The following is a 26,787-nucleotide window of genomic DNA, read 5'->3' on the forward strand; positions in this document are numbered from 1 at the left end:
ATGGATTTCGGCTTACCAACGTTAATCGAAATGAAAAGCCTTGACGATTGTGCTGCACTATGTAAAGAGCTTAATTTTCAGTTTATTGAGCTGAATATGAATCTGCCAGAGTATCAGGCGGATAAGATTGACGCCGACACATTCGCCCAAATCGCCGAGCGGTATGGGATTTATTACACCATCCATCTTGATGAAAACCTGAACCCCTGCGATTTCAACGAAAAAGTGGCTTGTGCTTACACAGAAACGGTGTTGCAGGCGATAGAGCTTGCAACACAACTCCGAATTCCAGTTTTGAATATGCACCTGTCAAAAGGCGTGTATTTCACGTTGCCGGAGAAAAAGGTTTATCTGTTTGATGAATATTTGGACACCTACCTCGATAAACTGACCGCTTTCCGCGACCGGTGCGAGCAGGCAATCGGTGGAGCAGATATTAAGATTTGCGTTGAAAACGCAGACGGATACGATAAAGAATTCCTACGAAAAGGGCTTGCCCTCTTGCTTGAAAGCAAAACATTCGCATTAACCTTTGACATCGGACATAATGCAGGAATCGGCGGCGGTGACGAAGAAGTAATCATGAAATACAAAAATAAGCTTTGCCATATGCACATGCACGACGCGAAGGGCAAGAATAATCACCTACCTCTCGGTGCCGGTGAATTGGATCTGCCGAAATATTTCTATCTTGCGAAGAAGCAGAATTGCCGCGTGGTGCTTGAAACAAAGACTGCCGCAGGGCTGAAAGAATCAGTTGAGTGGATAAAAAGCAGAAAGCCAGTCACATAAACGTGACTGGCTTCTACTTTTCTTGTTGCCCCGTACCGGTTTTACCCCCCCGGTTCAATAGTTGTACCTATGGGTGATAACACTTTTGGTACGGAGGTTTCACATAACAGGTAATTATACCGGCTTCCCCACCGAGGTAATTGCTTTTATATTAATAACGACAGTATCCACATCAAACGCGCATAAAGTAAACCCACCGCCAGAAATAACAGTGACATTAGCCAGTGTAGCCAGTCCGGGGCGAACGTCAAAAAGTGTGCCGTTAAACAGCCAGCCGCCCAGAACCCGTATATCCACCGTAGCGCCTTGCATGCATTCTAATTCCTGGATTAGTTTATGGCATTCCTGACGGCCATCGGTTTTTTTATCCGCCACCTGCACCTCTCCTTTCCTCTCAGCCGTCGACCGGGCCGATAAAGGTAAAATCGAGTGGTATTTCGGTCAGTTCCGGAGTTTTGGCGGCTATAACACACAAATCTATCAACGCAACTGATTCCCGAATGATCCCCGTGCCCTGAGGACAAAAGGTCTGGTCAGGCAGCCTTACGATAACATCGGTTTGGCCTTTTCCCGGTCCAAGCACAACTGCTTTTTTGTCGAGGATTTTTTGCAGTTCTCCATAATAGGCAAACCCGTCAACCGTATACAAAATCACACTCGTACCGATTTCGCATTCTAATTCGCAAATCAGGTCATCATTGCCGATGCAGCCTAATCCCATCTTTTTACCTCCCGCTATAAGTTCGATAAACCTTATGCGTAAACCGGAGCCTTTAGAACCGGACTCATATGGGGGATAATATTTTCCTTTCCTGCAACACCTTGATTATATATTCGGCCCGGTGGCGATAACTGTGGCCGGCAACAGCCTCTTTTCCCCGCAGGCTTATTTCCCGCCGCAATTCCGGCCGGGCAAGATAATGGCGGACAAGCGCCGCGGTTTCTGCCGCGCTGTTTGTTACCGCCAGATGGCGTCCAGGCTCAAACAAACCCCGCACCGCCGGCGTATCGGATGTCAGCAAAAATCCGCCGCTCGCCAGAATTTCATAGGTCCGCTGCGTAACCTGCCCGGGAACATTCTGTAGACCGATGACGATATCGGCGGAGTTGTATACCTTGTAAGCTTCAGGATAAGGCAGATACCCATGCAGCCACTGCGGCGGCAGCTTAAAGCCCAGGTAGCATTCCATCTCATCCCAATGCCAGCCCCAGAAATCCACCCGCAGACCTGCTTGCAGCACCGGGGTGATCAATGTCTGCAGCGATTCTAGGCGGTAAAAGCCGGGATAGACGCGGAAAACCGCCGGATAGGCGTTAGCCACAACGGCCATGCTGCAAGTGAAAGGCTGTTCCTTCCCAGCCGGCTTATGGACGCTGGCATGCCAGCCAAAATCCATGTGCGCCGCCGGAAAACCAAGTTTTTCGTATCTATCCACCAAACTTAAGCTGACGGTAAATACAAAGTGCGGCTGAACCTGCGTAATGAAGGGAATGGAGAATATTTCCGTATGGATCGGATCCTCGGTGGCCCAGTAAACAAAAGGTACACCCGCCGCGCGAACGTGTTCCCTGATCCATTTTCTTTTCAGGCTGATATGTTCTTCGGTCCAGCCCAGCATGACAATGAGCTGGGGCGCAAAGCTGCCAATTATTCTCGGTATATTGTCGGCTGTCAAAGGGCCGGAAACCTGAACTTCATGCCCGGCGTCGCGAAAGCCGTTGGGCAGACCATACCGCCACATAGGATGACTTTCCAGAAACAATACTCGCAAGAAAACGTCCTCCTTTGATTAGACTACGGTAAAGTCTATTAACGCCGGTGGGGAAAAATACGTGCAGCGGCCGCTGTGTAAAATGGGGTAATTATCGGCGAAAAGCGATCATATATTTTTTCTGGATGCAAATTAACACAACTAACACAACATTCAGGAGGTCTTACCCATGAAGCCTAAAATACTGGTGGCCAACCCTTTCCCCATTTTTCCGGCTGTTAGCGGCGGGCAACGGAGGGTATTCTATCTGTTCAAATATATCGCCAGCTTCTTCGACGTAGTTGTACTATGCTTCGGTGACAGAAGAGAGAATAAAGAAATAGCGCCGGGCTTCCGGCAAATTATCGTACCGAAAAGTCCCATGCACTGTCAGGCGGAAATTCGTTATCTTTGTCGGCTCAGAATTCATACCTGCGCCGTTATTTCGCTGATAGCGCACCACTCGCCGGAGTATGCCCTGGTTTTGTCGCAACAGGCCAAAGACGCCGCCATCATCGTGCTCTCTCGTCCGTACCTGTTGGATGAAGTTTGCAAGCTCGATAAATCTTTCACCCTGGTATATGACGCCCATAACGTGGAATATGTCCTATTTTCCGCTCTTTTACCGTTCGGCGCGGAAGATGTGCTGGAAGAAATACGCCGGGTTGAAGGCGGTGCCTGCCGCAACAGCCGCTTGGTAACCGCCTGCTCGCCGCAGGACGCCCAGGCTTTAAGTTCACTCTACAGTATACACCCCGCCAAAATACTTGCGGTACCTAACGGTGCGGACACCGCCACTCTGCCGTTTATTTCCAGCCAAAAGCGCGCCATTAATAAGCAGCGGCAAAAGATTGAACAGCCGGTGGCGCTCTTCATCGGCAGTTATCATCCCCCGAATCTGGAAGCGGGGCGAGTGGTGGTGGAAACTGCCCGCCGGCAGCCCGGCGTTCAATTCTTTCTGCTGGGCAGTGTGTGTGAAGCGTTCAAGCAAAGAGAACTCCCCGGCAATGTCAGGCTGCTGGGCATTGTGTCGGAACAGGAAAAGCACCGCATACTGGGCTTGGCTGATATTGCCCTAAATCCGATGCTCTCAGGTTCAGGCACTAATATCAAAATGTTGGACTATATGGCCGCCGGTATCCCCGTTATCACCACGGAATTTGGCGCTCGCGGCATCAACGGGATCGCCGGCGAGCATTTTCTTGTTGCCGGTCCGCAAAGCTTGTCCGCTGCAATTGATGGCCTGCTGGCGGATACAGCTAAAGCCGAGCTTATCGCCCGGCAGGCTTTTTCCCTGGTGAATACCCGCTACTCCTGGCGCGTGATTGCCGCCGGCTTAGCCGACAAACTGACCGCATTATGCCCGGACATGGATTATCCCGCCCAGAGTGTTGACTATGATTGTTGAAAGGGACCAAATCCGCAAGATTTTGCTGATTATCGTCGCCCACATGGGTGACGTAGTCCTGGCGACCCCTGTTACCCGGGCCCTGCGCAGCGCATTCCCTGCCGCTGTCCTCCATATGCTTGTCAGCCCCTTGGGGGAAGAAGCCGCCCGGCATAATCCGTTTATTAATAAAACAATTGTCTACACCGTTACCAACTGGGAAAAGGACCGGTCTTTGCTAAGAAAGCTAATAGCCGGTTTGCAGCAAGAGCAATATGACCTGGCCCTGGCGTCCCATTACGGTTCCCTTGGCCCCATGCTGGCCTGGCTCAGCGGCGCAAAGTACCGGCTAGGCTTTGACGCCGACGGGGGAGCCAAATTCCTCACTCATGTCGTACCTTCCCTGCGCGGCGCCATTGTGCATGAAAGCGAAAAACAGTTGGCCACATTGGAGCCGCTGGGTATTACTACCCGGGACACCGGCATTGTGTTTGCCATTTACCCGGAAGAAGTCCGGAACCTCCGGCAAAAAGTTACGGTCATACACGACCGGCCGTTAGTACTCATCTGCCCTTTCAGCAGCCACTCCCATAAAGACTGGACGATTGCCGGCTGGACTTCCCTGCTGCAAAGCTTGGCCCAAACAGCCCGCTGTTTCCTGCTGGGCGGCCAAAAAGAGCTGCCGCCGGTTCAACGGCTGGCGGCAGCTGCCGGCAATGCGGCCGAAGTATTTGCCGGCAGTCTGACATTGGGGGAAACGGCGGCCCTGATGGCGGAAGCGGACCTTATAATCACCGTCGATACCGGGCCTATGCATGTCGCTCAGGCTTTTCCGGCGCCTGTTTTGGCCTTGTTTGGGCCTACACACCCCCAGGTCTGGGGACCCCGCCGCCCCCACGACGTTGTCCTTTACCGTCCCCAGGAGTGTTCCCCCTGCTGGCAAAAGGCGGAATATTGGCCTTATAAATGCGGCAACCACGCCTGCATGGAACAAATACCGGCAGCAGACGTGATCCAAGCCGCAAAATCTATGCTGCAGCGACGGCCGACACTGCAACCGATTTAATTGTCAACAGAAGAACAAAACTGCCAAAAGGTTTTATCAAAATCAGATATTATGGTCTGCTGGCCAGTCGCAAGGGCAACAAAAATATCATATTTTTCCATGACCCAATAGCGGGGAGGGGGAAAGACTGTCCCATTCGGAAAAAAACAGCCAATCTACCATTCGATCAACAACCAAACAGCAACCCAAACACGTGTCATTCCCCCTAAAAAGAAAAAAAAGAAAAACCACGGCCGATTGAAAATCCATAGCCAAACAGGCGCGATTTCCTTCTTCTGGGCAATCAAAAATTTTGCGCGTAGATAAATTAGAGCTCAACATTGCAGTATTTTCCCTGCTGTTGAGCCTTTTTGCCACGCAAAATTTCCGATTGAACCCTTAACGAACCGTCCCTCGACTCACTACATCATCCGTAATATCCTGACCGCCATAAAGTAGGCAGTAAAGCTTTTATCAGACTATATGGGAACATTGTATTTAACAACAATTTCTTCTTCATTTGCTTTTAAAACCTGATTGTTCATATCAACTAGTTTCTAAGAATATCCCTGATAAAATTAATGTTACTACACTCGAAACAATGCTGTTCCGAAATAATACATTTATAACCTGGGTTATTCCGAGTCCTATGGCAAAATTCCAGCCGATATGGGTTTGAAGAAACGCCTCGTTGATAATAGACATTGCAGCAATCCAATAAAACCAACTTGCTCCACTCTTATATTCGTTTTCTGTCCGAATTCTTATTTCTACATCTTTTTCAACATTTTCAACATTCATATTCTTGCCTCCACAACTATTAATCAGTATTGAGGTCAACGGATTTGATATGCTCCCCTTGTAGTAGACAGTTTAAATAATAAAACTGTCTACTACAAGGGGAGCATATCATTTTACGTCCGTTGACCTTGTTTTTTTTTACGAATTTATAATCAGTCTTATACTTGGAGTCCAGTTTCCTTCACTTTCATACATATTTATTAAAATTTCACTAATATCATTTATATTTATTTCTAGTGTTTCAAACTCATCTCCTATTTCGATATTAATATTCAATACAATTTTGTCTACATGTACTTTCTCAATTGTTTCCATAAAGAACTGCTGTATACGGAATAATCTTGAACGTAAACTTTCCCCTGTATCAACTCTTTTTCCATTCACAGAAACCTCTATGTTATCCCCTGAAAAAAGACATTGAGCATTTACGTCCATTGGATCATCAAGCAATTCATATGGAAGTTTTTCTTCACATCCTGTTATAGGTTTGATTAAATATGATGCAGCATTCCCTCCCAGTTTTATACCTAATTTGTGTTTTACAGCAATTTTTGTGATATCAAACGAACTCTCCGTCATATTTATATTTTTATTAAACTCAAAACTACCAAATGCTTTAATACTCATCTATTAACCCCCTAATCCGACGGTACAACATCTTCGCCAATTCTTTGTCCTTTATCATTATATCTATAGACATGTTTGTGATTAGTAAGTTCTTGTCCTGTTACTTTGTCATAATGTGTATGCGGGTTACTCCCTTTGTAATAATCTTCTCTTTCTGCTGGTTGTCCATTTTCATTATACTTCGTCTTCGACACTACTGTGGATGGATTTTCATTGTCGACCTTTTCATACTCCGAATTAGGTGCACCTGTTTTGGGAGCTTGCGCTGTTCCTTTATTTACGCCTGGTGGATTTGGCTTGTCCCCTTTAGCCCAGAGAACAAAATTGTCCCATGCACTGCTTGCCTCATTAGCTATCCATGTTCCAGTGTCAGAAAGCCACGCTATTGCTTTGCCAGTATCATCAACTAAGGTTTTTTGTCCGTTAATTAATATAACACCGAGACCAGCAGCCAGATAAGTAGTTCCATTGATTGTTACTTCATGCACATTCTCGTCATTATTCTTTGTTCCACTAGCGGCTGTACTTCCACCAGTTTGAGCATCACCAACTGTACTAGATGCTGCAGCGCCTACAACAGCACTAGCCCACTGACGCAAAGCAGGATCTGTAATTTTGGATAATTCACTTTGTATTGCTTCACTAACACCAGCCCCCATTGCACCAGAAGTAAAGCTACCGCCGCCCAAGTCGGCCATTATTCCACCAACTAAAGCGTGCAATGCAGTCGTTTCTGGTCCACCTTGTAACCAGCCATTTTGAATTGCTAAATCCCCAATTTTTTTATAAGCTTCTTCGCCAAAGACTTGAGCTAATTCCTGTTTTTCCTGAACTGTCTTCTTATCGAAAATCTTACCCAATGCATTCACTGCACCAGACGGATCACGACTTAAGCCGCTCAAATCCTGATTAGGATTGCTCCGTACTTCAATCGTTCCAGGCGATATAGCCGATTTTGTGGTACTATCCACATTACCGCTAACAGTAACGCCAATATTAGGAGTTAATCCTAGATCTTTTGTAGCTACAGCGTTGCCGTTGGAATCTTTACCAGCATTGTAGTTGACTCCAATGCTGTTTTCCGAATACTTTGCTCTATTCTCAAGATTGGAGAAAGTCAGTGTACCAGTCGAAAGGGCATTCTTTACTGCCTCCGCCTCACTAGAGATCACCGCACCCTTCAGGTCGGTATTCTTCCCCACATAAATATCAAAGCCTTCCGCCCCGGCAAAAATCCCTGCCTGACCGGTGACACTGTCATAGTTGGAGTTGGTCTTGCCGGTATTGAAGGAGCCCGTTGTACCGCTGATCTTGCCGGTGCCGAAACCAATGCCGGTGCTTTGATTGTTCGCCGTGTAGTCATCGCTGTCCTGCGTGCTGGCGAGGTTGAGGTTGCCGCCGATGTCGGCCACGACTTTGTCGCCTTTGACCTGGGAACCGATAATGTTGGTGTCGTTGCCGGATTTGAGGGTTACGGTGCCGGCGGCGTCGATGACGCTGCCGGTATGGGTTACCGTGTTGCCGTTTTCCGTGCCGTGGCCGGAGCCGAAGCCGCCGGTCAGGCCGGTAAAGTTGCCGTCAAGGCCGAAGGATGCTCCCAAGGACCAGGAGGAGGAGCTGGTTTTGCCGTCGATCTGTTGTTGGTTTTGGGCGGCGTCGAGGTTGAGGTTTTGCTTGGCGTCGAGCAGGACGTCGATGGCATGGATGTTTGTCGCTATCAGGTTGATATCCCCGTCGGTGGCGGTGATGTTGACGTTGCCGCCGGCGTTGATGTTGGACGGGTTGACGGTTTCGGCGTGGGTTGTTTGTTCGGCGGTCATCTGGCTGCTGCCGATGCTGACGCCGACACCCACTCCTTTTGTCAGGTTGCCTTTGAAGTCCTTCAGTTTCTCAAGATCTTTAACGGCTTTGTACTCATACAGCGTTTTAAGCCGGTCATCCTGTACCTGGCCCGAGCGCTGGATGTCGTTATAAGCACCCGTGGCAGCATCGATGACGCCGCCGCCCAGGGATACACTCAGGCCGCTTTGCTTGAATTCGTATTTGTACTGGCTGTCGTAGGTGTTTACTGTATTGTCGATGGTGACGTTTTTGCCGCTGATGTTGGTGTCCTGGCCGCTGATAATTGTAGTCCCGGCGCTGTTGACTTGGTTGCCGGCAATGAGGTTGACGTTGCCGTCGATGGAGCCGACGGTGCTGCCGGCTTGCTCCATGGTTTGTTGATCGAGGGTGGTTTTTTCGCTTTTGATGCCGATGGTGAAGCCGATGCCGCCGCTGCTGAAGAGGCCTGACATTTTTTCTTGGCGGTAGTGTTCGTCGCTGCCGGTTTCATCGGCGGCGGTGATGTTGATGTTGCCGTCGGTGGCGGTAAGACCGACATCGTTGGTGCCGACTATGTTGCTAATTTCACAGAGTCACGGAACCGTCCCCTGACTCTGTTCTTATTGTGGCAACTGTTCTGGTAATGGCTATGGGGGTAGTTGTCCGTTTTGTGGTGGTAATGAGTCTACGTCATTCTGATTCACCAGATTTAACTTTTAAGATTCATTAATAGGTAATATTATCCAGTTATTATTTGTTAACTAGACAACACCTGAGAAAAAAAGAGAGGTCAGCGGACGTAAAATCCGCTGACCTTTGGAACTTAGATAAGAAATTGTTTTTATCAACCCTATATTCGCAATATTTTTTTTGCTACTTCAATGCATTCTTGATATTGTTTTGTAAAAACATCCGTACCGAATCTTTTACTAAAAATCTCATAAATATTGTTAGCTAATTCATCCGTAGTTCTTGATTTTTCTAGTGAATCGATAATTAACTTAATTTCTATTTCATATTCATCGGTAGGCGCATGTGAAAGTAAAGCTATAGGATCCCACTCATTAATTATCTGGGACACATGTATTTTATTCAAAAAAATCACCTCTATTCCCCAAATAATTTTTTAACAACTTCCACCATATTTGCATCAAACTTACTAGCAGGGTATGTAGTAACTAGTTTCCCATCTCTCGTAACGACTGCGGCACCTTCTCGTGTTATAAATAGAAATTTATTATCACCTTGAGCAAGAGCTTTTCCATTCGCTACCCAAGATTGAACCATATCCGGTGTTACACCTCTTAGAGCCATTCTTTCCAGACCATGCTCTGCAAATGCACTCCAGTTGACTGCTATACCAGGATTTTCAGCTAATGTTCCAAGTCTTCCAAAACCATCTCCAACTTTTGCAAGATTATTTGACCCAACTACTCCAACTGTACCACTTCCAACAACTGGAGCTGCTTTTACCCATCCTCCATTGTAGTAATACAATGTAACACCAGCCACGACTATAGCGCTAGCTCCTGCTGCTACTAAAGTTGAAGAATCGACAGTCGGTGCATTCGATAGAAATGATCCTTGAAAATCAGGGCTTGCTTCTATTTCTTGTCCTAATTGGGATACTGCTTCCAACAGTCCAGAATTCACGGGAGCATTTAAATCTGTTCCTGGATATACTCCCAAATAAGTAATCGCTTGATTTTGAGCCTTATCGATAGCATCCCAGTAAGCAACCTTTTCTAAATCTCCGTTTTTAAGCGCTTGCTCTCTTTGTTCCTTCTGCCAATCAGAGAGGAAATTATTTTTTGTTCCACTAGCAGCAGTTGATCCACCCGTTTGAGCATCGCCACCAACTACCGTTGCAGCTGCAGAACCTACAATTGCACTTGCCCATTGATGCAGAGCAGGATCATCTTTAAACTTCTCTGCTAATTCTTTTTGAATAGCTTCGTTCAATCCAGCCCCAACAGCTCCTAATAAAGCATTGCCTCCACCCATATCTGCCATTACCGCACCAACAAATGCATGCAAGGCTATTTTCTGAGGACTACTTTCATCCCAGCCATTCTCTTTACTAATTTTGTGAACTAGATCAAACGCTACTTCGCCAAAGACTTTCGCTAATTCCTGCTGTTCTGCCACTGTTTTCTTATCAAATATCTTACCCAGTGCATTCAGTGCACCAGACGGATCACGACTTAAGCCGCTCAAATCCTGATTGGGATTGCTCCGTACTTCAATGGTTCCGGGGGATATGGCCGATCTTGTGGTACTTTCTGCGTTTCCGCTGACGGTTACACCTATATTCGGAGTAAATCCTCGATCTTTTTTAGCTACGTCTTTACCTGCGTTGTAATTAACTCCAATGCTGTTTGCCAAATACTTTGCTCTGTTCTCAAAATTGGAGAAGGTTAGCGTACCCGTCGACAGTTTATTCTTATCCGGCGTAGCCGTACTGCTAATGACCGCACCCTTTAGGTCGGTATTCTTCCCTACCGTAATGTCAAAGCCGTCTTGACCGGCGAAGATCCCTGCCTGACTGGTGACACTGTCGTAGACGGAGTCGGTTTTGCCGGTATTGAAAGATCCATGGGTACCGCTGATTTTGCCGGTGCCGAAACCAACGCCGATGCTTTGATTGTTCGCCGTGTAGTCGTCGCTGTCCTGCAGGCTGGTGATGTTGAGGTTGCCGCCGATGTCGGCTTTTACTTTTTCGCCTATTACCTGGGAACCGGTGATGTTGGTGTCGTTGCCGGATTTGAGGTTTACTGTGCCGCTGGCGTCAATGACGCTGCCGGTATGGGTCACAGCGTTGCCGTTTTCTTTGCCGCTACTGCTGCCGAAGCTACCGGAGTAGCCTACGCCGATGGTGCCGCCTAAAGACCAGGAGGAGGAGCTGGTTTTGCCATCGATCTGTTGTTGGTTTTGGGCGGCGTCGAGGTTGATGTCGTTTTCGGCGTCCAAGGTGACCTCAGTCGCAGTGATTTTGGTCCCTTTGAGGTTGACATTACCGTCGGTGGCGGTGATGTTGACGTTGCCGCCGGCGCTGATGTTGGATGGGTTGACGCTTTCCACATGGGTGTTTTGCTCGGATGTGATTGTTGTGCTGCCAATGCTGACGTTGACACCCACTCCTTTTGTCAGATTGCCTTTGAAGTCTTTCAGTTTCTCAAGATCTTTAACGGCTTTGTACTCATACAGCGTTTTAAGCCGGTCATCCTGTACCTGACCCGAGCGCTGGATGTCGTTATATGCACCCGTGGCAGCATCGATTACGCCGCCGCCTAAGGATACACTCAGGCCGCTTTGCTTGAATTCGTATTTGTACTGGCTGTCGTAGGTGTTTACTGTGTTGTCGATGGTGACATTTTTGCCGCTGATGTTGGTGTCCTGGCCGCTGATAATTGTAGTCCCGGCGCTGTTGACTTGGTTGCCGGCAATGAGGTTGACGTTGCCGTCGATGGAGCCGATGGTGCTGCCGGCTTGCTCCATGGTTTGTTGATCGAGGGTGGTTTTTTCGCTTTTGCTGCCGATGGTGAAGCCGAGGCCGCCGCTGCTGAAGAGGCCTGACATTTTTTCTTGGCGGTAGTGTTCGTCGCTGCCGGTTTCATCGGCGGCGGTGATGTTGATGTTGCCGTCGGTGACGGTAAGACCGACATCGTTGGTGCCGACTATGTTGCTAATTTTATAGAGTCACGGAACCGTCCCCCGACTCTTACATGATACTTTAATTTATACGTTTTAATTGAATATAAGTGCGTAAATAATAATTATTTTGTGGCGTAAATGAATGAATTAATTGATGGTCTTTTTGTTGTATTGGAGGTAAGAGTAATTGCGTTGTAGTTATTAAAAATATTATATATTGTGCGGTTGCTGTAACTATTACTATATGTTTTTCAGATTTTTAAATTTAATATTTAAATATTACAAAATTGCAAAAGTGTAACATTAAAATTGCACTTTTATAAAAAATATTTTGAAGTGACAATAATGGTGGTTGGTGGTAAAAATACTATGAAGTATTGATTTATATAGTCTGATTGAATTTTATTGCATAAATAATTATTATTTTGTGCGTGATAATACGGTGTATTTATTTTACATTGGGTGCTGTTAATTTATTAAAAATGATTATATTTATTGGGTTGGTGCAACTATATATAAATATTTTTCCATTTTTTTGATTTAATATATAAATATTACAAAGTCGAGAAAGTGTAACATGGTTTTGGTGATTTTTATATAAATATTTTTTATCCGTGACAACGTGACATGTGACAGAGATTTGTCACTAGTTAATTGGGTGATCTCTGATGTATCATTTTTATCTGGTAATATATTTTATTGTACCCGTTAAGAAAAAATCATCAGAGGTTGACTGAGTAACTCTGATGATCAACTGATGCATATTTGATTATTATTTAAGGAACCAGATTCAACGAAACCTTGATTTTACTGGATTAATGGTAAATTACATAAAAGAACCTCTTAGGCGAAAACACAGTTTTCGTCATCACCGACAGGTGATATATTAGAATTATTATTAATGAGGAGGTTTTTTAAATGTATGATAATATGAGAAGATGTCCGAATTGTGGTGCTGATGCTCCATGTCTGGGTGATTTACGTAAGTGTAAGGAATGTGGTGGAACTTATTGTGGTAGTTGTATGGGTAATGGATATGGGGGTAGTTGTCCTTTGTGTGGAGGGAATGAGTCGAAGTCATTTTAGATGGTAGTTAAGATACATAGATGGTCGTAGAATCACTTTTCATGAATTGTTAATAGTAATTTATTACCTATAAATAATGTGTCACTAGAGAGCATACAGAGAACAAAGCGAGGTCAGCGGATTTTTTACGTCCACTGACCTTGTTTTGATTGGTATTAATATTTAGACTTGCCTATGTTCAAGCTTATTTTGAAATTTATTTTTTTGTAAATCGTTCAACCTTTCTATGAGTATATTCATGTAATTTATTTTCCATTTCAATAATTTCCGTCCATACAACCTCCTTCTTGTCGTTATTATCTGTTATTTTAATTTCTTTGAATAAATTAATTAAAGACTTCTTTATACATATTTCTTCTGGGAGATCACCAGGAACAATTCGAGTATCATTCTCGGGAGAAAACATTACTAAATACTTCTTAAAATTACCTTTTGCCTCTGTTAAAGAATATTTTCCATTTGGTCCTCCATATACCCTATCAGCATCAATATCTGTCTGACCATCATCTTGCCAATAACATAAAAAACATATATCAAACGTAGGCATTTGAGGATGTTCTCGTAAAGGTAATGTAGGATACCCACAACAAGGGCAATAGTCTCTCTTGCATTCCATATATATCTCCCCTCTTTTATAAATTACCATATTTCTCAACCTGCTCTAACCAATATTGTATTCCATTTGTAGGACGCATCATAGTCGAAATTGTTCCTTGAGGAGAACCAATTGCAAATTCGTTGGTTGTTGCATTATATCTAAATGTCCATCCCAAATTATTAGTAAAGCCTTGAACTTCTCCTCCAACTTTACTATTTAGTAAATCACGTGCCTTTTGAACATACTGCGCTTGTGTTATATTTCCAAATTCTTGTAAATGATCAGTTATATGTCGTTCTAACAATTTTTCTGACTGGAATGTCGCTTGACCCCAAGCACCGCTTCCTGATGCAACAGTACCTGCTTTTACCCATCCTCCATCGTAGTAATACAATGTAACACCAGCCACGACTATAGCGGCAGCCCCTGCTGCTATTAAAGTTGAAGAATCGACAGTCGGTGCATTTGATAGAAATGATCCCTGAAAATCAGGGCTTGCTTCTATTTCTTGCCCTAGTTTGGATACTGCTTCCAACATACCAGAATTCATGGGAGCATTTAAATCTGTTCCTGGATATACTCCCAAATAAGTAATTGCTTGATCTTGAGCCTTATCGATAGCATCCCAATAGGCTACCTTTTCCCAATCTTTGTCATCAATCGCTTTCTGACGTTGTTCTTTCTGCCAGTCAGAAAGGAAATTATTCTTCGTACCACTAACTGCCGTTGAACCTCCAGTAGTAGCATCTCCACCTATTACACTAGCTGCAGCAGATCCAATTATAAAACTAGCCCATTGGTGAAGATCAGGATCATCCTTGAATTTATCAGCCAATTCTTTTTGAATTGCTTCGTTTACTCCTGCTCCAACTGCTCCTGAAAGAACATTTCCACCTCCAAAATCAGCCATCACTGCGCCAACAAAAGCATGAAGAGCAATTTTTTGTGGACTTCCTTCTTCCCATCCATTTTCCTTACTAATCTTATGAACTAACTTAAATGCTTCTTCACCAAATATTTGAGCCAATTCCTGCTGTTCTTGGACGGTTTTCTTATCAAATATTTTTCCTAAGGTGTTAACAGCATTTTCAGTATCACGACTCAATTTACTTAGATCAGTGTTTCCGCTACGTACTTCAATTGTACCAGGAGAAATAGCCGATTGAGTTGTACTGTCTGCATTGCCTGATGCAGTTACACCAATATTAGGAGTGATTCCTTGCTCGTTACGTTCTGCACTAGGATTTGTATTGACGTTTACTCCAATACTGCTTGCGCTGTACTCTGCATGGTTTTGGATATCGGAGTACGTAAGAGTATCGGTAGAGAGTATGTTTTTATCTGGAGTCGCGTCGCTGGCAATGACCGCGCCTTTCAGGTCGGTATTCTTCCCCACATAAATATCAAAGCCTTCCGCCCCGGCAAAAATCCCTGCCTGACCGGTGACACTGTCATAGTTGGAGTTGGTCTTGCCGGTATTGAAGGAGCCCGTTGTACCGCTGATCTTGCCGGTGCCGAAACCAATGCCGGTGCTTTGATTGTTCGCCGTGTAGTCATCGCTGTCCTGCGTGCTGGCGAGGTTGAGGTTGCCGCCGATGTCGGCCACGACTTTGTCGCCTTTGACCTGGGAACCGGTGATGTTGGTGTCGTTGCCGGATTTGAGGGTTACGGTGCCGGCGGCGTCGATGACGCTGCCGGTATGGGTTACCGTGTTGCCGTTTTCCGTGCCGTGGCCGGAGCCGAAGCCGCCGGTCAGGCCGGTAAAGTTGCCGCCAAGGCCGAAGGATGCTCCCCAAGGACCAGGAGGAGGAGCTGGTTTTGCCGTCGATCTGTTGTTGGTGCCAACTATGTTGCTAATTTCATAGAGTCACGGAACCGTCCCCTGACTCTTATGGATTAGTGTCACTAGAAGAGACTGAGATGAAAAGCAGAGGTCAGTGGATTTTTTACGTCCACTGACCTCTGCTTTTGAAGAAACTAGGATTATGAGCAGTCTCTACTGTTCCTAGCCACCAGAAAAAATATACATTGTCCAATTTTTTCAATCGTTTTCAACGGTTCCTAGAGTATCGAATTATTTCTATATAATCTTCATAGCACGACGTAAGTCAGCAATATCCTTATTATCCCATTTTCGTTTATCAATTTCCTCAATTACATTGCTTGATGCTACAAACAAAGAATGTGTCAAGTTATCTATGCTACAATTTTCTGAAGAAAAAAGCATGTCATCTCCATTCATTCTCCCCTTCATAAAATTCATGGCTATTGTTTTTTGATCAATTTTAACTCCGCTTGCAAAAAACGGACCATCCATAAATCTAAACTCACACACTTCTCCAATTGCTGATTTTTTAAGTTTATTAATAGCATCAAGCCACCACGTTAGTACAATAACAACAAAGTCATTCCAATACAGTTCAGGAAAAAATACATCTCCAATAGCAAGACATATCTCACCCGTGATTAATCTGCTTTTTCCTTGACCAATATTTAAGGTTTCCGTTCTTACTTTCACCAAAATATCTGTCATAATTCCTCTCCTTTTACCATTTCGGATATGCTGTCTCAATAATATTTGTAACCGTATTAACATACATTTCAATTGTCATACCATTGCTTGTACCTCTTATAACTACTCGATCACCTTGAGTTGAGACTCTTTCTCCATATCTATATGCCTCTCGTACAGCTCGCTCAACTTGTTGAGCATTCATATATGGAGGGAATAAATCCTTAATTGCACTTGCTCGACTTCCCCCAATCATGTGTCCTGATGCTATATGCTCAATATCAATAGCAACATCGCGCCAAGCTGGAAGGTTAACTGGTTTAGCAAGTACAGGCGCTCCCAACGTCAATGTCTTCAAATCAACATTTATTGCTACCCAAACTGCTCCAGCTAATACTAAAATACCACCAGTGTCAGTAATCTTAAATCCATCATAGTCACCAGGAGCTAGGTCAGGATTCGCTAATGCTTCTTGCGCTAAAATTGATACATTTTGTAATAAATTATAGTTCTCTTGATCATTTAAGTCTGTTCCTGGAGGTATGTTCAGTGTACTAATAATTTGATCTTGAGCCTTATCGATAGCATCCCAATAGGCTACCTTTTCCAAATCTCCTTCTTTAAGCGCTTGCTCTCTTTGTTCTTTCTGCCAATCAGAGAGGAAATTATTCTTTGTCTCACTGGCAGCAACACTTGCCCCTGTCTGCGCATTACCACCTACAACTTTAGCAGCAACTGCTCCAACAATCACACTAGCCCACTGTATTACAGCAGGGTCTTTTATCTTTGCTAGTTCACTCATGACGGTCTGATTGAATCCTGCTCCGGCAGCACCTGAGGCAAAGCTACCACCGCCAAGTTGAGCCATTAACCCACCAGCAAAAGCATCAAGAGCAACTTTTTCAGCACTGCCTTCTTTTAATCCAAGATTACCAATCGCTTTAAATACTTCTTCACCAAATAATCCGGCTAATTCCTGCTGTTCTTGCACTGTTTGCTTATCAAATATTTTCCCTAGCGCATTGACGGCTCCTTCAGGAGTTCGATTGAGGTTAGAAATATCCTGGTCGGGATTGCTGCGAATCTCAATCGTTCCCAGGGAAATCGCTGATTTGGTGGTGCTGGAGGCTTCTCCACTTGCAGTTACACCAATATTAGGCGTCAGTCCCAGGTCTTTCTTTTCTACGTCGTTACCGTTCGCGTCTTTCCCGGCGGCATAGCCAATGCCTGAACTGCTTGCGCTATACTCCGCCTTATTCTCAATATCTGACCAAGTCAGCGTATCGGTGCTGAGCCTGTTCTTATCCGCATCCGCCTCACTGGCAATGACCGCACCCTTCAGGTCGGTATTCTTCCCCACATAAATATCAAAGCCTTCCTCACCGGCGAAGATCCCTGCCTGACCGGTGACACTGTCATAGTTGGAGTTGGTCTTGCCGGTATTGAAGGAACCCGTTGTCCCGCTGATCTTGCCGGTGCCGAAACCAATGCCGGTACTTTGATTGTTCGCCGTGTAGTCATCACTGTCCTGCGTGCTGGCGAGGTTGAGGTTGCCGCCGATGTCGGCCACGACTTTGTCGCCTTTGACCTGGGAACCGATAATGTTGGTGTCGTTGCCGGATTTGAGGGTTACGGTGCCGGCGGCGTCGATGACGCTGCCGGTATGGGTTACCGTGTTGCCGTTTTCCGTGCCGTGGCCGGAGCCGAAGCCGCCGGTCAGGCCGGTAAAGTTGCCGCCAAGGCCGAAGGATGCTCCCCAAGGACCAGGAGGAGGAGCTGGTTTTGCCGTCGATCTGTTGTTGGTGCCAACTATGTTGCTAATTTCATAGAGTCACGGAACCGTCCCCTGACTCTTATGCAGGGATTATCAATAGGTAATATTATCCATTTGTTGTTTGTTCACTCAGACGACACCTGAGAGAAAAGAGAGGTCAGCGGATTTTTACGTCTACTGACCTCTTTGCCTATGTTAGCTAAATTTTAAAAATCAAATTTTAAATTCCCCTTTTCCCATTCTGCCAAAGTCATTTTTGCAGTAAATCCGACATTACCTCTTTTGCTTGATAGTTCTAGCAATACATTTTTCGCTTCTGAGGGAGTTATAGGTAAAAGAATTGTAGCTGTATGTAATCTTACATATTCGCTCGAATGTTCTAGGTATGGAAGAAGCTTCGTTAACCCGTATTCTTCATTCGATATCAAATCACTTCTTATTTTTGTAAGTATTCGAAACTGCTTGTTAGCAGTTTTTGAATCCCCTTTATCAAGATATTCTCCATTTTTTTTGCAAGCATCTAAGTATTCTTCTAATATTTTTTCGAGCGACCTCATAACCGACTCCTTTTGTTATTCAAATGATTTGAAAATCCAACGACCATTTTCTTTGACTACATCTCCAAACCCTTTTAAATAATTTAGCCCAAATTCAAATTGCTCTTGAAAACTTTTAGTCGCAAGCCAATCTCTTACTGTCTGTGTTCCAGAAAACCATTGTTTTGATGAATAATACGCACTAATAGCACTATGAACACTATCCTTGCCAGATTGCAACGCAATTATGTTTTCTACAGAATTTATTTCTTCTGCCGCAAATCCTGCCCTACTTGCATTTTGTTGAGCTTGTTCCACTATGTGGTGCCACTGATTTCCTGCCCCTGGAGATCCAAGGAAACCTTTTAGTTCCTTAAATGTCTTGAAACTACCTCCACCAATGGAACTAGCAATACTATCACGAATTTCTTTATTCAATTCCAATTGTTTTTCTACTTCTGCCGCTAACAACGGTGCATTGTTTGAATTATTGGGGTCAATCCCCTTTGCTTTTAAGGACAATCTTGCCCACGTTAGTGCATCTTCTGTTTGAGATTTTACTAACCATGCTGTATATGGATTATTGAGGTTCACTACTTCTGTTGATAAATCGGGGAATGAAGAGTAGTTACTACCATCCATATTAACGCCTAGATTATCCCCCATCTTACTCCATTTATCAATTTGTTCATCGGACACTTTATGCCATTTTGCCTTTATAGCAGCAGTTTCTTCATCACTTTTGCTGTTGCTTAACTCGATAATCATTTGCTGGTATTGCTGTTTTTCAAGCGCTATCCGTCCAGATTCATCATCTATTAATACTGCATCTATATGGTGTTCTGCTAACCACTGCTTAGTTTGTTCCTTGTCCTTGTCTGACCAATATTTTTCTACATCCTGTACAGCTTTGTCATATTCTTCCTTCGTAATACTTCCGCTGTCTAACTTATCTTTCAGGTCTTTCTTTTGTTGCTGGTATTCTGCATACTGTTCATGATACAAGAAGTTGTTTTTCGTCTCACTAGCCGCAGTACTAGCGCCAGTCTGCGCATCTCCTCCAACTGCCTTGGCTGCCGCTGCTCCTGCGATAGCGCTCGCCCATTGCATAACGGCAGGGTCTTTTATTTTTGCTAATTCATTCATTATCAGTTGGTTAAGACCTGCACCGGCAGCTCCCGATGCAAAACTTCCTCCACCAAGTTGAGCCATTAAGCCACCAGCAAAAGCATCTAATGCCGCTTTTTCCGGACTGCCTTCTTTTAGTTTCAAGTCGCCTATTGCTTTAAAGACTTCTTCACCAAATACCTGCGCTAATTCTTGTTTTTCTTGAATAGTTTTCTTGTCAAAGATCTTACCCAATGCATTCAGTGCACCAGACGGATCACGGCTTAATCCGCTCAAATCTTGATTGGGATTGCTCCGTACTTCAATCGTTCCAGGTGATATTGCTGATTTTGTTGTACTATCTGCTTCTCCTGATACAGTTATTCCCACATTAGGCGTTAGACCCAAATCACCCAATTTCATCCCTGGAGTAAGTTTGCTGTTGTAATTAACTCCAATACTACTGGATAGATACTTCACTCTGTTCTCCAGATTGGAGAATGTCAGCGTACCGGTAGAGAGTTTATTCTTATCCGGTGTAGCCTCACTGCTAATCACCGCACCCTTCAGGTCGGTATTCTTCCCCACATAAATATCAAAGCCTTCCGCCCCGGCAAAAATCCCTGCCTGACCGGTGACACTGTCATAGTTGGAGTTGGTCTTGCCGGTATTGAAGGAGCCCGTTGTACCGCTGATTTTACCGGTGCCGAAACCAATGCCGGTGCTTTGATTGTTCGCCGCGTAGTCATCACTGTCCTGCGTGCTGGCGAGGTTGAGGTTGCCGCCGATGTCGGCCACGACTTTGTCGCCTTTGACCTGGGAACCGATAATGTTGGTGTCGTTGCCGGATTTGAGGGTTACGGTGCCGGCGGCGTCAATGACGCTGCCGGTATGGGTTACCGTGTTGCCGTTTTCCGTGCCGTGGCCGGAGCCGAAGCCGCCGGTCAGGCCGGTAAAGTTGCCGTCAAGGCCGAAGGATGCTCCCAAGGACCAGGAGGAGGAGCTGGTTTTGCCGTCGATCTGTTGTTGGTTTTGGGCGGCGTCGAGGTTGAGGTTTTGCTTGGCGTCTAGCAGGACGTCGATGGCATGGATGTTTGTCGCTATCAGGTTGATATCCCCGTCGGTGGCGGTGATGTTGACGTTGCCGCCGGCGTTGATGTTGGACGGGTTGACGCTTTCGGCGTGGGTTGTTTGTTCGGCGGTCATTTGGCTGCTGCCGATGCTGACGCTGACACCCGCTCCTTTTGTCAGATTGCCTTTGAAGTCCTTCAGTTTCTCAAGATCTTGAACGGTTTTGTACTCATACAGAGTTTTAAGCCGGTCATCCTGTACCTGACCCGAGCGCTGGATGTCGTTATAAGCACCCGTGGCAGCATCGATTACGCCGCCGCCTAAGGATACACTCAGGCCGCTTTGCTTGAATTCGTATTTGTACTGGCTGTCGTAGGTGTTTACTGTGTTGTCGATGGTGACGTCTTTGCCGCTGATGTTGGTGTCCTGGCCGCTGATAATTGTAGTCCCGGCGCTGTTGACTTGGTTGCCGGCAATGAGGTTGACGTTGCCTTCGATGGAGCCGATGGTGCTGCCGGCTTGCTCCATGGTTTGTTGATCGAGGGTGGTTTTTTCGCTTTTGCTGCCGATGGTGAAGCCGAGGCCGCCGCTGCTGAAGAGGCCTGACATTTTTTCTTGGCGGTAGTGTTCGTCGCTGCCGGTTTCATCGGCGGCGGTGATGTTGATGTTGCCGTCGGTGGCGGTAAGACCGACATCGTTGGTGCCAACTATGTTGCTAATTTCATAGAGTCATAGAACCGTCCCCTGACTCTTATATTCGGAGTAAATCCTCGATCTTTTTTAGCTACGTCTTTACCTGCGTTGTAATTAACTCCAATGCTGTTTGCCAAATACTTTGCTCTGTTCTCAAAATTGGAGAAGGTTAGCGTACCCGTCGACAGTTTATTCTTATCCGGCGTAGCCGTACTGCTAATGACCGCACCCTTTAGGTCGGTATTCTTCCCTACCGTAATGTCAAAGCCGTCTTGACCGGCGAAGATCCCTGCCTGACTGGTGACACTGTCGTAGACGGAGTCGGTTTTGCCGGTATTGAAAGATCCATGGGTACCGCTGATTTTGCCGGTGCCGAAACCAACGCCGATGCTTTGATTGTTCGCCGTGTAGTCGTCGCTGTCCTGCAGGCTGGTGATGTTGAGGTTGCCGCCGATGTCGGCTTTTACTTTTTCGCCTATTACCTGGGAACCGGTGATGTTGGTGTCGTTGCCGGATTTGAGGTTTACTGTGCCGCTGGCGTCAATGACGCTGCCGGTATGGGTCACAGCGTTGCCGTTTTCTTTGCCGCTACTGCTGCCGAAGCTACCGGAGTAGCCTACGCCGATGGTGCCGCCTAAAGACCAGGAGGAGGAGCTGGTTTTGCCATCGATCTGTTGTTGGTTTTGGGCGGCGTCGAGGTTGATGTCGTTTTCGGCGTCCAAGGTGACCTCAGTCGCAGTGATTTTGGTCCCTTTGAGGTTGACATTACCGTCGGTGGCGGTGATGTTGACGTTGCCGCCGGCGCTGATGTTGGATGGGTTGACGCTTTCCACATGGGTGTTTTGCTCGGATGTGATTGTTGTGCTGCCGATGCCGACGCCGACACCCACTCCTTTTGTCAGGTTGCCTTTGAAGTCCTTCAGTTTCTCAAGATCTTTAACGGCTTTGTACTCATACAGCGTTTTAAGCCGGTCATCCTGTACCTGGCCCGAGCGCTGGATGTCGTTATAAGCACCCGTGGCAGCATCGATTACGCCGCCGCCTAAGGATACACTCAGGCCGCTTTGCTTGAATTCGTATTTGTACTGGCTGTCGTAGGTGTTTACTGTATTGTCGATGGTGACGTTTTTGCCGCTGATGTTGGTGTCCTGGCCGTTGATAATTGTAGTCCCGGCGCTGTTGACTTGGTTGCCGGCAATGAGGTTGACGTTGCCTTCGATGGAGCCGATGGTGCTGCCGGCTTGCTCCATGGTTTGTTGATCGAGGGTGGTTTTTTCGCTTTTGCTGCCGATGGTGAAGCCGAGGCCGCCGCTGCTGAAGAGGCCTGACATTTTTTCTTGGCGGTAGTGTTCGTCGCTGCCGGTTTCATCGGCGGCGGTGATGTTGATGTTGCCGTCGGTGGCGGTAAGACCGACATCGTTGGTGCCGACTATGTTGCTAATTTCATAGAGTCACGGAACCGTCCCCCGACTCTTACAAAATACGCAATTAAGTCAATCTGTCAACTACAAAACTGGATTTCAAAGTATAATGGTCATGAGAAGTTAAAGTCTTCTGGAACAGGAGGAGCAACCATCATGATCAAAGGTCGCAAAACGAGTTATGAGGAAAGAGTTGAAATCGTTAAATATTGTATTGAGCAACAGAATAACTATGCTGAAACGGCACAAAAATACCAAGTCTCCTATCAGCAGGTTTATAGTTGGACAACCAAGTATGAAACCGATGGTGTCGAAGCCTTACAAGATAAACGTGGCAAAAGAAAGACCTTAGATGCAATGTCGGAGATTGAGAAGTTAAGGGCCGAGAATAAACTTCTTGAAGCCAAAAACAAAAGGCAACAAATGGAGATAGAATTTTTAAAAAAGCTGGAAGAAATAGAAAGGCGGCGATCCTAAGCCAGGTAAAATATGAAACCATTTACCTTGTAATCCAGGAACTTCATGATACAACAACTTATCCAATACAGAAACTCTGTGAAATCGCAGGCGTACAAAGATCTTCTTACCACAAATGGCTAAACAGAAACGCGAGTGCTAATGAGCAGATGAATAAAGAATTAATCCCACTGATCAAAGACGCCTATCAAGAACGTAATGGTATTCTTGGGTACCGCCAAATGACTATCAAACTCAATCGTAAACACAACCTTACTGTGAATCATAAGCGGATTTACCGACTAATGAAGATTTTGCAACTTCAGTCCGTATGCCGCCGAAAAAGAAAGAAATATATTCAGTCCACACCTGAAATCACTGCTGAAAATATTTTGAACAGAGAGTTTACAGCAACTCACTTTGGAGAAAAATGGCTTACTGATGTAACAGAGATGAAATATGGTCTTGAACAGAAAGCACATTTGAGCGCAATACTGGATCTAGCAGATAAAAGTATTGTCGCTTTTGTGCTTGATCTTTCGAACAATAATGAACTTGTTTTTAAGACCTTTGACATAGCTCATAAAGAATATCCTGATGCAACTCCCCTCTTTCATAGTGACAGGGGATTTCAATATACAAGTAAGGCCTTTCATAAAAAGCTTGTTGATGCCGGAATGACACAAAGTATGTCTAGGGTATCAAGATGCATAGACAACGGTCCCATGGAAGCATTCTGGGGAATGATGAAATCAGAGATGTATTATCTCAAAAAGTTCAGTTCGTACGATGAGCTGGAAACTGCGGTCAGTGAATATATAGAGTATTATAATAATCACCGATATCAAAAACGACTCCAATTGCATGACACCGTTAGAGTACAGACGCTATCGGAGTCATACAGCTGCATAAAAAAGGTGATGCCAACTTTTACGCAAAGTTGGCATCATAGAGCTTTTATTTTTTCTACTGTCTACTTGACAGGGAGCACTTCAATTTTTACGTCCACTGACCTCTTTTGCCTTATAGAAATTAAATCATCGTCCAGTAATTAGATGGTAAATTTCGAACCCACCAAAGAACAATCCAAGTAAAATGAGTGTAGCTACTAAACCATACATGTACAGTTTAACTGTTCTTCGTTTCTCAGGGTCAAAATCCGGACGTGTGGCCTTCTGATAGCCACCCATAAAAATCAATAGGACTGTCAACACCACTAGAGGTATTGATATCTGCCCTAGTATTGCCGAATAGCTTGCTAACGCACCAGTTCCCTTAATTACATTATCTATTATTACAATGATAAGTAAAACTGTAGATAGCGCCCAGCCTATTCTCCATAACATCGGATCATTCTTGGAAAATTTTATTACCCATCTTAGTATATATGGGATACCAAACAGTCCCCAAACGACCCAAAAAAACCATGGCATAGAATCTATTAAAGACAATATTATAACCCGCTCCCTTCACTGCAAGAGATTTGTGCATACCGATTATTGCCCAAGTCCCTCTTTCCATGGTTTTATCACTTCTTTATTTACTAAATAGGCTACTCCTCCCCCTACGATTGAAACAGCTATAACTGGTGCACCTAGACTCACCGCAGCTCCTCCGCCTAAGGCCAATACGGCAGTTGTACCAATATCAGCACCTGCAGCCATTGCAAATTTTTCATTGAGACCACCAAACGTCTTGTAGTCTAAATAAACATCATATGTTGTCTGCCCAAGCGCCACTACTCCACCGAGGACTTTACTAACACCTTTTAATGCAATAGTGCTTCCAGGGGTAGTATCTACTACGATTTCAAGGGTGGTCGCTGGTCCAAGACGAGGTGCAGACACTTTACCTATAGTAAAGCTGGTTCTCAGTTGATTAATGATTAGTTCTCCCGCTGCGGTATCAACTAATGATTCTCCTACGTTCTTCCCTAACTCAAGAGTTTCATTTCCATAATGTATGAAGTTTCGTGCCCTTGCTAGGTTATTGTTTAATCCCGAATTATCAACATTATAATTTATTATCCCAAATGATCCCGGTAAATTTAGATCATTTAGCACTTTTAACAATTCAGGCTCTATTGCTTCATATGCTTGTCCAGATACTGGATCTCTAGGTACTGGTAATCCGGTATCTGGATCTACACCACTTAGAATATTTATCTGGCTTAATGCTTTATATTCTTCTAATATCTTTAATCTCTCTTCATCGCTTGTAGCTTTAGACAGCTTTTCAGCAAGTTCCGCTTGTTGTCGGTGATTCAGCCAGTTATTCTTCGTCTCACTAGCAGCAACACTTGCCCCAGTCTGTGCATTGCCACCTACAACTTTAGCAGCAACTGCCCCTACAATCACACTGGCCCATTGCATTGCAGCAGAGTCTTTTATCTTTGCCAGTTCATTCATGACGATCTGATTGAAGGCTGCTCCGGCAGCACCTGAGGCAAAGCTACCACCGCCAAGTTGAGCCATTAACCCACCAGCAAAAGCATCAAGAGCAACTTTTTCAGCACTGCCTTCTTTTAATCCAAGATTACCAATCGCTTTAAATACTTCTTCACCAAATAATCCGGCTAATTCCTGCTGTTCTTGCACTGTTTGCTTATCAAATATTTTCCCTAGCGCATTGACGGCTCCTTCAGGAGTTCGATTGAGGTTAGAAATATCCTGGTCGGGATTGCTGCGAATCTCAATCGTTCCCAGGGAAATCGCTGATTTGGTGGTGCTGGAGGCTTCTCCACTTGCAGTTACACCAATATTAGGCGTCAGTCCCAGGTCTTTCTTTTCTACGTCGTTACCGTTCGCGTCTTTCCCGGCGGCATAGCCAATGCCTGAACTGCTTGCGCTATACTCCGCCTTATTCTCAATATCTGACCAAGTCAGCGTATCGGTGCTGAGCCTGTTCTTATCCGCATCCGCCTCACTGGCAATGACCGCACCCTTCAGGTCGGTATTCTTCCCCACATAAATATCAAAGCCTTCCTCACCGGCGAAGATCCCTGCCTGACCGGTGACACTGTCATAGTTGGAGTTGGTCTTGCCGGTATTGAAGGAACCCGTTGTCCCGCTGATCTTGCCGGTGCCGAAACCAATGCCGGTACTTTGATTGTTCGCCGTGTAGTCATCACTGTCCTGCGTGCTGGCGAGGTTGAGGTTGCCGCCGATGTCGGCCACGACTTTGTCGCCTTTGACCTGGGAACCGATAATGTTGGTGTCGTTGCCGGATTTGAGGGTTACGGTGCCGGCGGCGTCGATGACGCTGCCGGTATGGGTTACCGTGTTGCCGTTTTCCGTGCCGTGGCCGGAGCCGAAGCCGCCGGTCAGGCCGGTAAAGTTGCCGTCAAGGCCGAAGGATGCTCCCAAGGACCAGGAGGAGGAGCTGGTTTTGCCGTCGATCTGTTGTTGGTTTTGGGCGGCGTCCAGGTTGAGGTTTTGCTTGGCGTCGAGCATGACGTTGATTTTACTGGATTTACGATAAATTACATGAAAAGAACCTCTATGACGAAAACACCGTTTTCGTCATCACCGACAGGTGATATATTAAAATTATTATTTTTAAGGAGGTTTTATTGATATGTACGATAACGTGAGAAAATGTCCGAATTGTGGTAGTGATGCACCTTGTATGGGATCTTTAATGAAATGTAAGGAAT

24 protein-coding genes and 1 pseudogene are annotated in these 26,787 nt (G+C 45.4%); 8 read left to right on the forward strand and 17 right to left on the reverse strand.

What is annotated here, in order from left to right:
* Positions 1–792, forward strand: a complete 792-nt coding sequence (locus MAMMFC1_RS05300) for a sugar phosphate isomerase/epimerase family protein (RefSeq protein WP_126307123.1) — start codon at positions 1–3, stop codon at positions 790–792.
* Positions 793–906: 114 nt separating this feature from the next.
* Here the strand turns inward: MAMMFC1_RS05300 and MAMMFC1_RS05305 are convergent, their stop codons facing one another.
* The 3 genes from MAMMFC1_RS05305 to MAMMFC1_RS05315 all read right to left on the reverse strand — a co-directional run bounded on the left by MAMMFC1_RS05305 (position 907) and on the right by MAMMFC1_RS05315 (position 2,564).
* The gene (locus MAMMFC1_RS05305) at positions 907–1,167 is read right to left on the reverse strand and encodes a hypothetical protein (RefSeq protein WP_126307125.1); all 261 of its coding nucleotides are present in this window, start codon (positions 1,165–1,167) and stop codon (positions 907–909) included.
* Between the two features lie 19 nt (positions 1,168–1,186).
* Positions 1,187–1,513: a hypothetical protein gene (locus MAMMFC1_RS05310; protein ID WP_126307127.1), complete on the reverse strand. Its 327-nt coding sequence runs from the start codon at positions 1,511–1,513 to the stop codon at positions 1,187–1,189.
* 64 nt (positions 1,514–1,577) lie between these two features.
* Positions 1,578–2,564: a CgeB family protein gene (locus MAMMFC1_RS05315; RefSeq protein ID WP_126307129.1), complete on the reverse strand. Its 987-nt coding sequence runs from the start codon at positions 2,562–2,564 to the stop codon at positions 1,578–1,580.
* 169 nt (positions 2,565–2,733) lie between these two features.
* Between MAMMFC1_RS05315 and MAMMFC1_RS05320 the strand changes: the two genes are divergently transcribed.
* Both MAMMFC1_RS05320 and MAMMFC1_RS05325 read left to right on the forward strand, forming a co-directional pair.
* Positions 2,734–3,951 (forward strand): glycosyltransferase family 4 protein, encoded by a 1,218-nt coding sequence (locus MAMMFC1_RS05320; RefSeq protein WP_126307131.1) that lies wholly within the window; start codon positions 2,734–2,736, stop codon positions 3,949–3,951.
* The gene (locus MAMMFC1_RS05325; RefSeq protein WP_126307133.1) at positions 3,941–4,996 is read left to right on the forward strand and encodes a glycosyltransferase family 9 protein; all 1,056 of its coding nucleotides are present in this window, start codon (positions 3,941–3,943) and stop codon (positions 4,994–4,996) included. Before MAMMFC1_RS05320 ends, MAMMFC1_RS05325 begins: the two co-directional genes overlap by 11 nt.
* Positions 4,997–5,521: 525 nt before the next feature.
* Here the strand turns inward: MAMMFC1_RS05325 and MAMMFC1_RS05330 are convergent.
* From MAMMFC1_RS05330 to MAMMFC1_RS05340, 3 genes are all read right to left on the reverse strand, one after another.
* Positions 5,522–5,776 (reverse strand): hypothetical protein, encoded by a 255-nt coding sequence (locus tag MAMMFC1_RS05330; RefSeq protein ID WP_126307135.1) that lies wholly within the window; start codon positions 5,774–5,776, stop codon positions 5,522–5,524.
* Positions 5,777–5,914: 138 nt separating this feature from the next.
* The gene (locus MAMMFC1_RS05335) at positions 5,915–6,403 is read right to left on the reverse strand and encodes a hypothetical protein (RefSeq protein WP_126307137.1); all 489 of its coding nucleotides are present in this window, start codon (positions 6,401–6,403) and stop codon (positions 5,915–5,917) included.
* A gap of 11 nt (positions 6,404–6,414) precedes the next feature.
* Positions 6,415–8,697: a hemagglutinin repeat-containing protein gene (locus MAMMFC1_RS05340; RefSeq protein WP_232035679.1), complete on the reverse strand. Its 2,283-nt coding sequence runs from the start codon at positions 8,695–8,697 to the stop codon at positions 6,415–6,417.
* A 6-nt stretch (positions 8,698–8,703) separates the two neighbouring features.
* On the opposite strand from MAMMFC1_RS05340, the gene MAMMFC1_RS22260 reads away from it, so the two are divergent.
* Positions 8,704–8,868, forward strand: a complete 165-nt coding sequence (locus MAMMFC1_RS22260) for a hypothetical protein (protein ID WP_232035680.1) — start codon at positions 8,704–8,706, stop codon at positions 8,866–8,868.
* A gap of 206 nt (positions 8,869–9,074) precedes the next feature.
* On the opposite strand, the gene MAMMFC1_RS05345 is transcribed toward MAMMFC1_RS22260, so the two are convergent.
* Both MAMMFC1_RS05345 and MAMMFC1_RS05350 read right to left on the reverse strand, forming a co-directional pair.
* Positions 9,075–9,320, reverse strand: coding sequence for a DUF1871 family protein (locus MAMMFC1_RS05345; protein WP_158618653.1), 246 nt, complete (start codon positions 9,318–9,320; stop codon positions 9,075–9,077).
* An 11-nt stretch (positions 9,321–9,331) separates the two neighbouring features.
* Positions 9,332–11,803, reverse strand: coding sequence for a hemagglutinin repeat-containing protein (locus tag MAMMFC1_RS05350; RefSeq protein WP_232035681.1), 2,472 nt, complete (start codon positions 11,801–11,803; stop codon positions 9,332–9,334).
* A gap of 6 nt (positions 11,804–11,809) precedes the next feature.
* Here MAMMFC1_RS05350 and MAMMFC1_RS22265 point away from each other — a divergent pair, with 6 nt between their 5' ends.
* Both MAMMFC1_RS22265 and MAMMFC1_RS22600 read left to right on the forward strand, forming a co-directional pair.
* On the forward strand, positions 11,810–11,953 hold the full coding sequence (locus MAMMFC1_RS22265; RefSeq protein WP_232035682.1) for a hypothetical protein: 144 nt from the start codon (positions 11,810–11,812) through the stop codon (positions 11,951–11,953).
* 883 nt (positions 11,954–12,836) lie between these two features.
* On the forward strand, positions 12,837–12,971 hold the full coding sequence (locus tag MAMMFC1_RS22600) for a hypothetical protein (RefSeq protein ID WP_269471864.1): 135 nt from the start codon (positions 12,837–12,839) through the stop codon (positions 12,969–12,971).
* A gap of 189 nt (positions 12,972–13,160) precedes the next feature.
* Here MAMMFC1_RS22600 and MAMMFC1_RS05355 read toward each other — a convergent pair whose 3' ends face one another.
* The 8 genes and pseudogenes from MAMMFC1_RS05355 to MAMMFC1_RS05385 form a co-directional block, all read right to left on the reverse strand.
* Positions 13,161–13,610, reverse strand: coding sequence for a CPCC family cysteine-rich protein (locus tag MAMMFC1_RS05355; protein ID WP_126307144.1), 450 nt, complete (start codon positions 13,608–13,610; stop codon positions 13,161–13,163).
* Positions 13,597–14,667: a hypothetical protein gene (locus tag MAMMFC1_RS22270; RefSeq protein ID WP_232035683.1), complete on the reverse strand. Its 1,071-nt coding sequence runs from the start codon at positions 14,665–14,667 to the stop codon at positions 13,597–13,599. The genes MAMMFC1_RS05355 and MAMMFC1_RS22270 overlap by 14 nt, the downstream gene beginning before the upstream one ends.
* 486 nt (positions 14,668–15,153) lie before the next feature.
* A pseudogene (locus MAMMFC1_RS22780) lies at positions 15,154–15,420 on the reverse strand (hemagglutinin repeat-containing protein); the annotation flags it as partial.
* Between the two features lie 222 nt (positions 15,421–15,642).
* Complete coding sequence (locus tag MAMMFC1_RS05365; protein ID WP_126307148.1) at positions 15,643–16,095, reverse strand: hypothetical protein; 453 nt, start codon at positions 16,093–16,095, stop codon at positions 15,643–15,645.
* Positions 16,096–16,108: 13 nt separating this feature from the next.
* A complete protein-coding gene (locus MAMMFC1_RS21120; RefSeq protein ID WP_331852780.1) occupies positions 16,109–17,896 on the reverse strand; it encodes a hemagglutinin repeat-containing protein in 1,788 nt (595 codons plus the stop codon).
* A 158-nt stretch (positions 17,897–18,054) separates the two neighbouring features.
* Complete coding sequence (locus tag MAMMFC1_RS05375) at positions 18,055–18,405, reverse strand: DUF2019 domain-containing protein (protein WP_126307152.1); 351 nt, start codon at positions 18,403–18,405, stop codon at positions 18,055–18,057.
* A 15-nt stretch (positions 18,406–18,420) separates the two neighbouring features.
* The gene (locus tag MAMMFC1_RS05380) at positions 18,421–21,171 is read right to left on the reverse strand and encodes a hemagglutinin repeat-containing protein (RefSeq protein WP_232035684.1); all 2,751 of its coding nucleotides are present in this window, start codon (positions 21,169–21,171) and stop codon (positions 18,421–18,423) included.
* A gap of 98 nt (positions 21,172–21,269) precedes the next feature.
* Positions 21,270–22,586 (reverse strand): hemagglutinin repeat-containing protein, encoded by a 1,317-nt coding sequence (locus tag MAMMFC1_RS05385; protein WP_232035685.1) that lies wholly within the window; start codon positions 22,584–22,586, stop codon positions 21,270–21,272.
* 15 nt (positions 22,587–22,601) lie between these two features.
* Between MAMMFC1_RS05385 and MAMMFC1_RS05390 the strand changes: the two genes are divergently transcribed.
* Positions 22,602–23,153 carry a helix-turn-helix domain-containing protein gene (locus MAMMFC1_RS05390; RefSeq protein WP_232035790.1) on the forward strand — a complete coding sequence of 184 codons (552 nt, stop codon included), beginning with the start codon at positions 22,602–22,604 and terminating at the stop codon, positions 23,151–23,153.
* Positions 23,147–24,187, forward strand: a complete 1,041-nt coding sequence (locus tag MAMMFC1_RS05395; RefSeq protein ID WP_232035791.1) for an IS3 family transposase — start codon at positions 23,147–23,149, stop codon at positions 24,185–24,187. The genes MAMMFC1_RS05390 and MAMMFC1_RS05395 overlap by 7 nt, the downstream gene beginning before the upstream one ends.
* A 441-nt stretch (positions 24,188–24,628) precedes the next feature.
* Here MAMMFC1_RS05395 and MAMMFC1_RS05400 read toward each other — a convergent pair whose 3' ends face one another.
* Complete coding sequence (locus MAMMFC1_RS05400) at positions 24,629–26,584, reverse strand: hemagglutinin repeat-containing protein (RefSeq protein WP_126307162.1); 1,956 nt, start codon at positions 26,582–26,584, stop codon at positions 24,629–24,631.
* Positions 26,585–26,787 lie beyond the last annotated feature (203 nt).

The organism is Methylomusa anaerophila, assembly GCF_003966895.1.
GTDB classification, from domain to species: Bacteria; Bacillota; Negativicutes; order Sporomusales; family Sporomusaceae; genus Methylomusa; species Methylomusa anaerophila.